Annotated in this window: 11 protein-coding genes and 3 tRNA genes; 11 read left to right on the top strand and 3 right to left on the bottom strand. The window is 66.3% G+C overall.

Going from position 1 to position 12,757, the window contains the following annotated elements; genetic code table 11:
- Positions 1–21 precede the first annotated feature (21 nt).
- From J7I92_RS08935 to J7I92_RS08910, 6 genes are all read left to right on the top strand, one after another.
- Complete coding sequence (locus J7I92_RS08935) at positions 22–1,527, top strand: YibE/F family protein (protein WP_214839595.1); 1,506 nt, start codon at positions 22–24, stop codon at positions 1,525–1,527.
- Positions 1,528–1,611: 84 nt separating this feature from the next.
- Complete coding sequence (dusB, locus tag J7I92_RS08930) at positions 1,612–2,793, top strand: tRNA dihydrouridine synthase DusB (protein ID WP_214839593.1); 1,182 nt, start codon at positions 1,612–1,614, stop codon at positions 2,791–2,793.
- On the top strand, positions 2,786–4,075 hold the full coding sequence (locus J7I92_RS08925) for a deoxyguanosinetriphosphate triphosphohydrolase (protein WP_214839591.1): 1,290 nt from the start codon (positions 2,786–2,788) through the stop codon (positions 4,073–4,075). The genes dusB and J7I92_RS08925 overlap by 8 nt, the downstream gene beginning before the upstream one ends.
- 16 nt (positions 4,076–4,091) lie before the next feature.
- Entirely contained in the window at positions 4,092–6,086 is a 1,995-nt protein-coding gene (gene dnaG, locus J7I92_RS08920; protein ID WP_214839589.1) for a DNA primase, read from the top strand.
- A 55-nt stretch (positions 6,087–6,141) separates the two neighbouring features.
- Positions 6,142–6,214 (top strand) — tRNA-Asn (locus tag J7I92_RS08915).
- Positions 6,215–6,340: 126 nt separating this feature from the next.
- Positions 6,341–6,413, top strand: a tRNA-Asn gene (locus tag J7I92_RS08910).
- A gap of 68 nt (positions 6,414–6,481) precedes the next feature.
- Here J7I92_RS08910 and J7I92_RS08905 read toward each other — a convergent pair.
- From J7I92_RS08905 to J7I92_RS08895, 3 genes are all read right to left on the bottom strand, one after another.
- Positions 6,482–6,889, bottom strand: coding sequence for a hypothetical protein (locus J7I92_RS08905; RefSeq protein WP_214839587.1), 408 nt, complete (start codon positions 6,887–6,889; stop codon positions 6,482–6,484).
- Between the two features lie 111 nt (positions 6,890–7,000).
- Complete coding sequence (locus J7I92_RS08900; protein ID WP_214839585.1) at positions 7,001–7,180, bottom strand: complement resistance protein TraT; 180 nt, start codon at positions 7,178–7,180, stop codon at positions 7,001–7,003.
- A gap of 58 nt (positions 7,181–7,238) precedes the next feature.
- Positions 7,239–8,462 carry a multidrug effflux MFS transporter gene (locus J7I92_RS08895; RefSeq protein ID WP_214839583.1) on the bottom strand — a complete coding sequence of 408 codons (1,224 nt, stop codon included), beginning with the start codon at positions 8,460–8,462 and terminating at the stop codon, positions 7,239–7,241.
- Positions 8,463–8,646: 184 nt separating this feature from the next.
- On the opposite strand from J7I92_RS08895, the gene J7I92_RS08890 reads away from it, so the two are divergent.
- The 5 genes from J7I92_RS08890 (at position 8,647) to J7I92_RS08870 (ending at position 12,561) form a co-directional block, all read left to right on the top strand.
- Entirely contained in the window at positions 8,647–9,504 is an 858-nt protein-coding gene (locus J7I92_RS08890) for a phage holin family protein (RefSeq protein WP_214839581.1), read from the top strand.
- 50 nt (positions 9,505–9,554) lie between these two features.
- Complete coding sequence (locus J7I92_RS08885) at positions 9,555–10,178, top strand: CDP-alcohol phosphatidyltransferase family protein (protein ID WP_214839579.1); 624 nt, start codon at positions 9,555–9,557, stop codon at positions 10,176–10,178.
- Entirely contained in the window at positions 10,178–11,083 is a 906-nt protein-coding gene (locus J7I92_RS08880; RefSeq protein WP_214839577.1) for a DMT family transporter, read from the top strand. Before J7I92_RS08885 ends, J7I92_RS08880 begins: the two co-directional genes overlap by 1 nt.
- Before the next feature lie 108 nt (positions 11,084–11,191).
- Positions 11,192–12,388, top strand: coding sequence for a glycosyltransferase (locus J7I92_RS08875; protein ID WP_214839575.1), 1,197 nt, complete (start codon positions 11,192–11,194; stop codon positions 12,386–12,388).
- Between the two features lie 99 nt (positions 12,389–12,487).
- Positions 12,488–12,561, top strand: a tRNA-Ile gene (locus J7I92_RS08870).
- Positions 12,562–12,757 lie beyond the last annotated feature (196 nt).

Below are 12,757 nucleotides of genomic sequence, written 5' to 3'. Positions count from 1 at the left end.
AGGTATGAGGTTTATCTGCTGATGGGTGCCGGACACTCCCACGGCCACGCTGACCATTCGGAACCGACACCCCAGGCTCTTGCTGCGCGCAAACGGGCCAACTGGCTTCTTGCGGCAGTCTTGGTTCCGTTGACGCTCCTGACCCTGGCGGCCATGGTGATGATGTGGCCGTCCGGGAACAAGGAGGACCTGAAGCTGGCCAGCCCGTATGCGGCCGCACCGGGCGTGACCTTCGACACCGGAAAGATCCAGCGTGTGGTGGTGGAAAGCTGCACGCCGGGCGCCCCGGCCGCACAGCCGGGCGGCGCGCAGGACGGTGCGCAGTCCGGCGCCGGCCAGGACGGCACGGCCCAGCAGGGGAATGGCTGCACCTTTGCCTTCACGGAGCCGGACAAGGGCGGCAACCCGGTCAAGGTGGTGATCAACCCGGACGTTGTGAAGTCCCACGGCGTCAAAGTGGGGGACGACATCCGCTACCTGAACCTTTCCAACGCCCAGGGCACATCCGCCGGGCATGGTGCGCCGGCCTACATCTTTGTGGACTTCGTCCGCACCATGCCCATCATTCTGCTGGCCGTGCTCTACGCCGTGGTGGTGATCGCCGTTGCGCGCTGGCGCGGGCTGCGGGCACTGATCGGCCTCGTGGGCGCCTACGCGGTGCTCGTTTCATTCATGCTGCCCGGGCTGGTGGAAGGAAAACCTCCGCTGCTGCTGGCGCTGGTGGGATCCACTGTGATCATGATCGGGGTCCTCTACTTCGCCCACGGCTTTTCCGCGCGGACTTCCACGGCATTGCTGGGCACCATTTTCGGCCTGGGCATCACGGCACTCCTGGCGGCCTGGGCCACGGACGCGGCCAACCTGGCGGGCGTCGGCAGCCACGACGCCGCCACGCTCGCCAATATCTCGGACAACATCTCCATTTCCGGCATCATCCTGTGCGGCCTGATCATTTCCGGACTCGGCGTGCTGAACGACGTCACCATCACGCAGTCCTCCGCGGTGTGGGAACTGTACGAACTCGCGCCGGAGACAAGCGCCCGCCAGCTCTTCTCCTCGGCCATGAGGATCGGCCGCGACCACATCGCGTCCACCGTCTACACCATCGCTTTCGCCTACGCGGGTGCGGCCCTGCCCATACTCATCATCGTCATGTTGTACAACCGTCCCCTCGGCGAGGCGCTGACCAGTGCGGAGCTTTCGGAGGAAGTCATCAGGACTCTCGTGGGCTCCGTCGGGCTGGTGCTGGCCATCCCCGTCACCACGCTCATCGCCGTTCTGGTGGTCAAAGCCACCGGAATCAGGCAGGCCGCCGCTCCGGCAACGGGCAACAAAGCGTCCGGTCCGCCGTCGGGCCGTCCGCCGGTAATGCCCGACGACGTCGCGGACACCGGTGCGCTGGCGGCGGCAGCAGCGGTTTCACGCAGTGAGCGAACGCAGCCTGCGGGTTCCCCTGCTTCCGGAGAACCCGCGCGGGCACCCTTGCCCGGCGGACGACGCGCACGTCGGGCTGCGGAAGGGGAATAGCGGCCGCCGGACCCGCTTGGGGCGCGCGGCCCGCCGTTTTGCCCGGTTTTTAGACGATTTGCCCAGCTTTGAGACAATGAACGGGTGACTGTTGTAGCAACGCCTCCTGCCCCCAAGCTGGAACTCCCGCCCCTGAAGCTCGGTCCCATCACGGTGGACACTCCCGTGGTGCTCGCACCCATGGCCGGAATCACCAACACCGCATTCCGCAGGCTGTGCCGCGAATACGGCGGCGGCATCTACGTTGCGGAGATGGTCACCTCCCGCGCCCTCGTGGAACGGACCCCGGAATCGCTGCGGATCATCTCCCACGACCCCGACGAAAAAGTCCGTTCCGTCCAGCTCTACGGCGTGGACCCGGTGACAGTCGGCCAGGCCGTCCGGATGCTCGTGGACGAAGACCGGGCAGACCACATCGACCTCAACTTCGGCTGCCCCGTGCCCAAGGTGACCCGCCGCGGCGGCGGCTCGGCGCTGCCCTGGAAGATCGACCTCTTCACGTCCATCGTGCAGACCGCCGTCCGTGAGGCCTCCAAGGGCGGCCTCCCGCTGACCATCAAGATGCGCAAGGGCATTGACGAGGACCACCTGACCTACCTCGACGCCGGCCGGATCGCCCGCGATTCCGGCGTTGCCGCCGTCGCCCTTCACGGCCGCACCGCCTCGCAGTTCTATTCCGGCCAGGCCGACTGGTCCGCCATCGCGCGGCTGCGCGAGGCGCTGCCGGACATCCCGGTGCTGGGCAACGGGGACATCTGGTCCGCAGAGGACGCCGTGCGGATGGTCCGCGAAACCGGCGTGGACGGCGTAGTGATCGGCCGCGGCTGCCAAGGCCGCCCCTGGCTCTTCGGCGACCTGCAGGCCGCCTTCGAGGGCAGCGACCACCGGTACCGGCCGGGCCTGCGCGAAGTGGCCGACGGCGTCTACCGGCACGCCCAGCTGATGATCGAAACCTTCGGCAATGACGAATACAAGGCCCTGCGGGAGATCCGCAAGCACATGGCCTGGTACTTCAAGGGGTACGTAGTGGGCGGCGAGCTCCGCGCCAAACTCGCCACGGTGCCAACCCTGGAAGTCCTGCGCGGGCTGCTGGACCAGCTCGATATGGACCTGCCGTACCCGGGCGTCGATTCTGAAGGGCCCCGCGGCAGGGCCGGTTCGCCCAAGAAGCCGGCACTGCCGAAGGACTGGCTGCTCAGCCGGCAGATGGACGCTGACCAGACCAGGGACATCGCCGCCGCGGAACTGGACGTGTCCGGTGGCTGAAACCCGGACGGCAGCACCGGTGCTGCCGGGCTACGAAGCCCACGACTCCGCCCGCTGGGTGGAGGAACCGCCCAAAAGCACTTATCGTTCGGACTTCGAACGGGACCGGGCACGGGTCCTGCACTCCTCCGCGCTGCGAAGGCTTGGCGCCAAGACCCAGGTGGTTGCACCGGACACCGATGACTTCGTCCGGACCCGTCTGACGCACAGCCTTGAAGTGGCCCAGGTGGGCCGCGAACTCGGGCGCACGCTCGGCTGCGATCCCGACGTCGTGGACACCGCCTGCCTCAGCCATGACCTGGGCCACCCGCCGTTCGGACACAACGGCGAGTCCGCGTTGAACGAGATGGCCCACGGCATCGGCGGGTTCGAAGGCAACGCCCAGACGCTCCGGCTGCTGACCCGGCTGGAGCCCAAGGTCCTCGCCGGGAACGGAACGCCGGCCGGGCTGAACCTCACGCGTGCCAGCCTCGATGCCGCCGCCAAATACCCGTGGTCCGCTCTGAACGCCCCGGTGATCCACGGCCAGCGCACCAGCAAGTTCGGCGCCTACGAGGATGACCTCCCCATCTTCGACTGGATCCGCCAGGGTGCGCCCGAGCGCCGGTCCTGCCTGGAGGCGCAGGTCATGGACCTCGCGGACGACATTTCCTACTCGGTCCACGACGTCGAAGACGCCATCGTGGCGGGCCACTTCCAGCTGCGCTGGATGGACAACCCCGACCACCGCGCCCGCGTGGTGGGCTACGCCAAGCAGTGGTACCTGCCCCACAACGACCCCGTGGCCATCGATGCCGCCCTGGCCCGGCTTGAGGCCACGGACGTTTGGGTGCGCGAAGCGGACGGCAGCAGAAAGTCCATGGCGGCACTGAAGAACATGACCAGCCAGCTGATCGGCCGGTTCTGCCAGAGCGCACTGGAGACCACCCGTACCGTCTACGGCCCCGAAAACCTGACCCGGTACAACGCCGAGCTGATGGTGCCGGACGAAACTGTTATGGAAATCGCGGTGATGAAGGGCCTGGCCACCACGTTCGTGATGACCACCGAGCACCGCCAGCCCATCTACGAGCGCCAGCGCGAGGTCCTGCACGCCCTGGTGACGGCGCTGAACGCCACCGGCGACCGCCACCTGGAGCCGATGTTCGCCGCTGACTGGCGGGCCGCGGACGACGACGGCGCCAGGCTTCGCGTCGTCATCGACCAGGTCGCGTCGCTCACGGACGGCTCGGCGCTGGCGATGTACGAGCGGTTGGTGGGCAGCCTGCCCTCGCTGTGGTGAGGACTAGGATGGCTCTGTGGCCGGCCTGATCAAACGCGAAGATATTGACGAAGTACGCCAGCGCACGGACATCAAGGAAGTCGTGGACGGCTACGTCACGCTCAAAGGCGCGGGACTGGGATCATTCAAGGGCCTGTGCCCCTTCCACGACGAGCGCTCGCCCTCGTTCACCGTCCGCCCGCAGGTGGGCAGGTACCACTGCTTCGGCTGCGGCGAGGACGGCGACGTCATCTCCTTCGTCCAGAAGCTGGACCACTCATCGTTCCACGAGGCCGTGGAAAAGCTGGCCGCCAGGATCGGCTTCGAACTGCATTATGAGGACGGCGGCACGGGTCCCAACCGTGAGGAAGTGGGCAAGCGCCAGCGACTCCTGGATGCCCACAAGGTGGCTGACGAGTTCTTCCGCGCCCAGCTGCTGACCCCCGGAGCCGCCGAGGGACGAAACTTCCTACACGGCCGCGGCTTTGACCGTGCCGCCGCTGAGCAGTTCGGCGTCGGCTACGCGCCGCAGGGCTGGGACGCCCTGCTCAAGCATCTCCGCGGGCGCGGATTCACCGATGCCGAGCTCAAATTGACAGGCATGTTTTCTGAAGGCAACCGGGGGATTTACGACCGCTTCCGCGGACGCCTCATCTGGCCCATCCGCGACATCGCCGGAGACACCATCGGCTTCGGCGCCCGGAAGCTCTATGAGGACGATCAGGGGCCCAAATACCTCAATACGCCCGAAACCACGCTCTACAAGAAGTCCCAGGTCCTGTACGGAATTGACCTGGCCAAACGCAGCATCGCCAAGGACCGCCAGCTGGTGGTGGTGGAGGGCTACACCGATGTCATGGCCTGCCACCTGTCCGGGATCGGCACCGCGGTGGCCACGTGCGGTACGGCGTTCGGCACCGATCACATCAAGATCGCCCGCCGCCTCCTGTCCGACGACGGCAGCGGGGGAGAGGTGATCTTCACGTTCGACGGCGACGCCGCAGGCCAGAAAGCCGCGCTCCGCGCCTTCGAGGAGGATCAGCGTTTTGTGGCCCAGACCTACGTGGCGGTGGAACCGACCGGCGCCGATCCCTGCGACCTGCGGCAGAGCAAAGGCGACTCCGCCGTGCGGGACCTGATCAGCAGCCGCCGCCCGCTGTTCGAATTCGCCATCAGGGCCACGCTGAAACGGCACAACCTGGACACCGTCGAAGGCCGGATTGCCGCCTTGCGGGAGTCCGCCCCGGTGGTGGCCCAGATCCGGGACGCCGGGATCCGCCCCGGCTACGCCCGCGAGCTCGCCGGATGGCTCGGCATGCCCGTCGAAGAAGTCAGCCGTGCAGTGGCCGTCGCCGCCAAACGGGCTGCCCAGGGCGAGACTCCGCCCGGCCCCGCCGGCGGCCAGCAGCGGGCAGGGGCGGGCGCCGGCCCCGGCGCCGCGCAGGGCAACACAGCTCAGGGCCGCACAGCGCAGGGCCGCACGGCCGGACCGGCGGCCCATGGTTCCGGTCCCGGGGTGGGTGCGCTGCCGGCGTCGGGCGTTGTGCCTTCCTTCAACCGGCCGGACCCGCGGGACCCGGTGGCGTCCATGGAGCGGCAGGCGCTGGAGGTGGCCCTCCAGGAGCCCGCCATGCTTGCGGGAGAGACCTGGGAGCGGTTCAGTGCGGCCGGATTCAAGACGCCTGCCTACCAGGCCGTCCACGATGCCATGCGCGCCTCCGGGCCGGCGCTGACCGGCGATCCTGTGCGCTGGGTGGAGCAGGTGATGCACGAGGTGCCCGAGCCGCTCCGGCCGCTGGTCTCCGAGCTCGCGGTGGTGCCGCTGCCGGCGAGCAATGCCGAGGGGGTGCTCAAGTACTGCCGGGACATTCTGGCGCGGCTGTTCGAACTGCAGATCACCAGGGTCAAGGCGGACAAGATGGGGCAGCTGCAGCGGCTGGACCCGTCTGCGCACCCCGAGGAGTTCCAGCGGCTGAACCGTGAGCTGATGATGCTGGAGATGGAGCGCCGTTCTCTGCGTTCCGATGCCTGAGTCCGCCCGATTTCGCTTCCGGGGCGGGTGTTTGCTAGGCTAGTACCCGCTTCATTCCTCCTTAGCTCAATTGGCAGAGCATTCGACTGTTAATCGAAGGGTTGCTGGTTCAAGTCCAGCAGGAGGAGCGCACAGTCCCCGTCCCGGGTCACCGGGACGGGGACTTTTTTTATACCCGGACGGGGTATTCAGAGGTAACCGGCGGCCGATTTCGCATTGGGGCAAAACCTTTGCTATTGTCATACCTGCTTCATTCCTCCTTAGCTCAATTGGCAGAGCATTCGACTGTTAATCGAAGGGTTGCTGGTTCAAGTCCAGCAGGAGGAGCAGACAGGCCCCGCGGCCGGCGAACAGCCGGCCGCGGGGCCTTTTTTATGTGCGTCAACAGCAATTGCCTAGACGAAGTCCATCTCCACTTGCAGGAAGCGCTCTGCCTCGGAAATGGCCGCTCGGAACGCCTCCTCTTCGGTGGGAGACTTCCGTGGTTCGCGGGGGTGCCACTCGTGCGGTGCTGAGTGCACCCTGGTGAAGCCGCCGTTCGGCGGGGCGTAGAAGATGCCGAAGCGCTGCACGGGCCATTCAGGGGACGTTTCCGGGGCAACCAGGAGTGCGGCGTTGACCGCGGGGTTGAACCACTGGGCGATTGGCCGGCGGCGGTCCTCAGTGAAAAGACCGGCGGCGTACAGGGCTGCCGACTGGGCGCTTGTCTGGCTGCACAGCCGTTCCCACCACAGCGGAAGGATGCCTGCGTCGCATCGCTGCCACGTGGCCGGAAGGGGCGGATGGTGCTGCCAGTCGGGCACAGAACAACTTTATCGCGCAGGCAATTGCCGGACCAGAGGCGCCGGCGCTTCACGCCTGAACCCGCCGGCCAAGGCGGTGCCGCGGGGCCGTGTCAGGCGGCGAAGCCGGCGTCAGGGCCTGTTCCACGGGCCGGGATTGACCCGATAGAGCAGGGCGGAACCGGCGATCGCCCCAAGAATGATGCCCATGGCCGGGTTCCCCAGCGCGCGCCCGGCAAAGTAACCGGCGACGGCGCCAAGCACCGCACCGAGAAACAGCCCCCTGCCGTTGCGGTGCGGTCTCCTGGTCATGGGTTCAGCGTAGCGGGACGGCCGGGCGCCGGCGGATCCAGTGCTGCTGGACCGGGCGCTAGTGGATTGAGGGAACGGTGCGCGGGCGGACCACCAGCCACAGCGCAGCCGCGGCCAGCAGGATGCTCGTGGCCTGGACGCCGCCCATGACAGTGGCCGAGATCTCGCCGAACCAGCCCACCACCGGGGAGACGATGCCAGCCATCATGAAGGTTGCTGCTCCCAGCAGCGACGCCGCAGTTCCGGCCTGGGCCCCGTGTTTGGAGAGGGCGAGGACCTGGACGCAGGGGAACGTGAAACCCGTGCCCAGGATGTAGAACCACAGCGGCACCATCACGCCCCAAAGGCCGAAGCCGAGCTGGTTGAAGACGACGATCAGGACCGCCATCAGGAACATCCAGGCAGTGGAACAGGCGAGGATCCACTGCGGTGGGACGCGCCTGACCACGCGGGAGCTCGTCTGCACGCCGGCCACGATGCCCAGCGAATTGATGCCGAAAAGCAGCCCGTACTGCTGGGGCGTGAACCCGTAGACGTCCTGGAACAGGAAGGGCGAAGCGGAGAGGTAGGCAAAAAGCCCGGCGAAATTCATGCCGCCGAGAAGGAGCAGGCCCACGAAAATCCGGTCCGAGAACAGCAGCTTATAGCGCTGCCCGGCTGTGAGGCCCGACTTGCCGCGGAGCTCCCGGGGGAGCGTTTCGCGCACCAGCAGGATGGCGGCGATGATCACCAGGGTGCCGTAGCTGGCGAGGAAGTAGAAGATGCCGGGCCAGGGCATGATGAGCAGCAGCTGGGAACCAATGACCGGTGCCAGGATCGGGGCCAGGCCGTTGACCAGTGCCATCCGCGAGAACATCCGCACCATGGCGTACCCCGTGAAGAGGTCGCGCACCATCGCCATCGCCACCACGCCTCCGCCCGCGGCGCCGATGCCCATCAGGACCCGGAACAGCCCCAGCGTTGCGAGGTCCGTGGACAGCGCAGCCCCGAGCGAGGCACTGATGTGCAGCGCCGTGGCAAGGATCAGCGGCAGCCGCCGGCCGAACTTATCACTCAGGGGCCCCACCACCAGCTGGCCCAGGGCAAAGCCCACGGTTGTGCCGGTCAGCGTGAGCTGGACTTCCGACTCGGACACACCCAGGCTCGCCTCCAGCGCCGGAAACGCGGGCAGGTAGAGGTCGATCGTAAAGGGACCCAGGGCAGTCAGGGCGCCGAGAAGGAGGATGTACAGGATTTTCCGTTTGCGGCTCAGGGAGTCGCCCGGATTGGCGGGGATGCTCACAGGGACCCATCCTATGGGCCGCAGATCATACTTTTACAGCGTTGGAGGGCGCGCCGCACGGTATTACCAGAAGAAGGCGCTGAACCTGAATGATAGTTTTGTCAGCGGGGCGTGTGTGAAGCCGTGCAGGCCCCCGGAATCCAGCGGAATCCGAATCAAAGATGGAACCAGTAAGGCGGGATCGATGAGCGGACGACACAGTGGCCGGACCACGGGCGGGCTGAGGATCGCGGCGCTGCCCAAAACACTGAGGCTTGTTGCCAAACTGGCACCACGGCAGCTCAACGACGAAATAGCCCTCGCCAAAGTCGAGGTCAAACGCAAGGGCATCCAGGTCGGGGTCGCCGCAGCGTTTTTCGCCGTGGCACTGGTGTTCCTGGCCTTCCTCCTCACCGGCCTAATCGTCGCCGCCATCATGGGGCTTGCCACCATCATGCCCGCCTGGCTGGCAGCACTCATTGTCTGTGCGGTCTTCCTTGTCATCGCACTCATCGGCGCCCTGATCGGCCTGCGGAAATTCAAGAAGGCCATGCCACTGGTTCCCGAGGACACGATCCGCGGACTCAAGCATGACCTGGGCATCGCGAAGGAAGGCTCGGAGTTCAACCCTGCCGTCCTCGACCCGTCCTCCCCGCAGGCCAAAGCGGAGAAAGAGGCGAAGGCAGCCAAGGCCAAAGCGGAGAAAGAGGCCAAGGAAGAGGCAAAGCCGGACCTTCCTGCGCCCACCGAAGCGGAACTGCGCCGCCGCCTGGACAAGCGCCGCCGCCACCTGACGGGCGTCCGTGATGAGCTGGGGGAAGAGCTTGACGTCAAGACCCAGTCCCAGATCCTGCTCGGCGCCGCCCAGGCCCAGCTGAGGTCAAGCACGGAGCGTGCCGGCAACCAGTTCGAATCCCTCAGCCTCGCCGCCTCCAACTTCCTGAACCGGGTGAATTCAGGACAGAATTCAGGACAGGCCGCTCTGCGCTGGAAGCCGCTGGCAGCCCTGGCCGCATCGGCGGCCGTCTTCATTGTCCTCCTCCGCAGGCTCCTCAAGGGTTAGGACCGGCCGCGCCACCCGGCAGCCGAAGCGGTAAGGGAAGGAGGTTAGGGATGAAGTTCATGAACGCCGGCGCCCGTCCGGGCCAGCGCCACGTCGACAGCGACGCCGTCTTCACCATCCCCAACATCCTGACGGTCCTCCGGTTCCTGGGCGTGCCCCTGTTTATCTGGCTGGTCCTGGCGCGGAGAGAGTACGGCGCCGCCGCGGTCGTGCTGGTCATCATGGGCAGTACGGACTGGGTGGACGGGTATATCGCCCGCCGCTTCGGCCAGACATCCCGGCTGGGACGGATCATGGATCCCATAGCGGACAGGCTGGCGCTCATTTCCGTCGCCGTCACCCTGGTGATCGCCGGGGTCGTGGAGTGGTGGTATCTGACGGCCCTGGTGGTCCCTGACGCCATCCTGCTGGCCGCCTCGCTGTTTTACTTCCACAGCCACCCCGACCTCCCTGTCAGCCGCATCGGAAAGATCCGCACCGCGCTCCTCCTCATGGGCACTCCGCTGCTGGTGCTCGCCAAACTGCCCATCCCGCTGACCGAGGCCTATTTCGTCGCGGCCTGGATCTTCCTCGGCTTCGGCCTGGTCGGCCACTGGGTGGCCGGCTACAACTATTTCCGGGCCATCGTCCGTAAAGGCCGGCTTAAGGCCGCGGACGACGGCGGACGCGGCTGATGGTCTGGCTTGCCGTCTTCCTGGCGGTGCTGGGTGCCTTTTGCCTGGCCATCGGAGCGCAGCGCCAGGGCAGTGCGGTCAAAGCGGACACCGGCGGCCTGGCCCTCAGCTCGCATGGCTTACTCAGGCTGATCCGGAACCCGCGCTGGGTGTTCGGCCTGCTACTGCTCGTTGCCGGGATGGCGATGAACGCCGTCGCCCTGGTGTCCGCGCCGCTCACCGTGGTGCAGCCGATCGGGGCGATTGCGCTCGTGATCACCACGATCGTCAACGCCAAGGACCAGGGCCTGAGCATCAACCGGGCCACCGTGGTGGCCATCTCCGCCTGCGTCACCGGCTCGGCCATGTTCGTCCTGTTGGCAGTGAACGTCACCCAGGAAAACCACCATGTGAGTTTCGACGACGAACTCACCATCGTGCTGCTGCTCAGCCTGGCGGTTGGCCTCTTCGGGACGCTCGCCCTGGTGTTCAAGCACCGGATGAGCGCCTTCATCTACATCCTGGGCGCGGGCGTGCTGTTCGGCTTCGTCGCCGTACTCACCCGCATCATCGGCAAGCACTTGCTGGACCCGAACGGGCTGGCCCTGCTCAACGTGCAGTGGTATTCGGTGGTGGCCATCGCCGCCGCGGGCGGCCTGGGTTCGTGGTTTGTCCAGTCGGCGTACTCCGGCGGTCCGCCGGACCTCGTCATCGCCGGGCTGACGGTCATTGACCCCATCGTTGGAATCGCCATCGGCATCACCATCCTCGGCGAACTCCGGCCGGATGTCCACGCCGTATTGGCGATTGCGATGGGGGCGGCCGCTTCCCTTGCTATCGTGGGGGTTATCGCTCTTTCGCGGCACCACCCCGAGGTGACCAAGCGCAAGAAGGACGCGCGTACCGCCACTGGACAGGTGCCGTAGGGCGATCGATACCCAGACTTCACCAGAAGTCCCGGCGCAATTGCGTCGAGGGACAGCCGGCTGCAGCAGCCACCGCTGACCGCACCGTGACCACCAGGAGCTCTCCACGTGACCATGCCCGACAGCCAGAAGCCGCTCACCATCCTGATTGCTGCGGACACCTACCCGCCCCACGTCAATGGAGCCGCACAGTTCGGATACCGGCTGGCCAAGGGCATGACCGCCCGCGGGCACAACGTCCACGTGCTTGCCTGCCGGCCGGAGAAGGGCAAGAGTTTCACGGAGTTCCGCCCGGAGGGCACTGTGCACCGGATCCGATCCCACTCCGTGCCTACGCACGAATACTTCCGCATCACCTTCCCCTGGGAGATCAAGAAGGAGATCAGCCTCCTCTTCGACCGTGTCCAGCCCGATGTGGTGCACATCCAGAGCCACTACATGATCGGCGAGCACGTCCTTTACGAGGCTGACCGCCGCGGGGTCAGGATCGTGGCCACGAACCACTTCATGCCGGAGAACCTGAACCCGTTCCTGCCGTTTCCGCAGTGGTTCAAGAACGTCATCGGCCGCATCTCCTGGAAGGACATGGGCAAGGTGATGGGCCGGGCTCACGTGGTCACCACGCCCACCCCCCTCGCCGCCAAGGCCATGCACCAGCATGCCTTCCTGCGCAAGGTCCTGCCGCTCTCCAACGGCATCGACTCGGCCGCCTATGAACTCCGTGAGGGCGAAGTCATCGAACGCCACCCGCACCCCACGGTGCTGTTCGCGGGCCGCCTGGCTGAGGAGAAGCACGTCAACGTGCTCATTGATGCGGTCGCGAAGACCCCGGCGGAGCTGAACGTCCACCTCGAGATCGTCGGCGGCGGCGAGGTTCGCGCAGCCCTTGCAGCCCAGGTGGCCCGGCTGGGGCTGCAGTCACGCGTGAACTTTCGCGGCCTGGCAAGCGATGAAGAACTGCGCGAGGCGTACATCAAGGCGGACCTGTTCTGCATGCCGGGAACCGCTGAGCTCCAGTCCCTGGTCACGCTGGAAGCCATGTCCGCATCCACCCCGGTCCTGCTGGCGGATGCAATGGCGCTGCCGCACTTGGTGCGCGACGGCGAGAACGGCTACCTCTTTACCCCGAACGACAGCGATGACCTCGCGGCCAAGATCACGCGGGTGCTGCAGCTTCCGGCCGAGGACCTGGCATCAATGGGGAAGGCGAGCCGCTGCATGGTGGAGCCGCACAGCATCCAGGGGACCCTGCAGACGTTCGAGGACCTCTACTACGGCGCCACTTACGACGACAAAGTGGTGTAACCCCGCGCGGGTGCGCATGTAGGCGATTACTATTGCTAGAGTGTTTTTGCCCCGGAACTGCCGCGGCTCCCCGCGGAGCCGGCAGTCCGCGGGGCGCACGGGGCTATAGCTCAGCTGGTTAGAGCGCGGGACTCATAATCCTAAGGTCCTCGGTTCAAGTCCGAGTAGCCCTACGAATCTTTTCGCTTCCGGCCCTGGGTGGCCGACGTTTGCGCCACGGGAGCCGTGGCCGATGTTCAAGCATCGGCCACGGCTCCTTTTGTTTCCGTGTTTTGTGCTTGCCGCTTTGCCGCGGGTCCGGTATGTTACTCGTGAGTAACTTATCTGCCCGCGATGCCATGCCGGGGTCGCTGCTGATCACCTGTGAGG

Source organism: Arthrobacter sp. ISL-72 (assembly GCF_018613755.1).
Classification (GTDB): domain Bacteria; phylum Actinomycetota; class Actinomycetes; order Actinomycetales; family Micrococcaceae; genus Arthrobacter.
Note: the sequence above shows the minus strand (reverse complement) of the source record. Positions and strands in the feature narration are given on the sequence as shown.

Bases quoted from the DNA above. Each gene is read 5' to 3' on its own strand.
- J7I92_RS08885 (WP_214839579.1), top strand. From the start codon at position 9,555: ATGAAGTTCATGAACGCCGGCGCCCGTCCGGGCCAGCGCCACGTCGAC.
- J7I92_RS08935 (WP_214839595.1), top strand. From the start codon at position 22: ATGGGTGCCGGACACTCCCACGGCCACGCTGACCATTCGGAACCGACA.
- J7I92_RS08880 (WP_214839577.1), top strand. From the start codon at position 10,178: ATGGTCTGGCTTGCCGTCTTCCTGGCGGTGCTGGGTGCCTTTTGCCTG.
- J7I92_RS08900 (WP_214839585.1), bottom strand. From the start codon at position 7,180: ATGACCAGGAGACCGCACCGCAACGGCAGGGGGCTGTTTCTCGGTGCG.
- J7I92_RS08890 (WP_214839581.1), top strand. From the start codon at position 8,647: ATGAGCGGACGACACAGTGGCCGGACCACGGGCGGGCTGAGGATCGCG.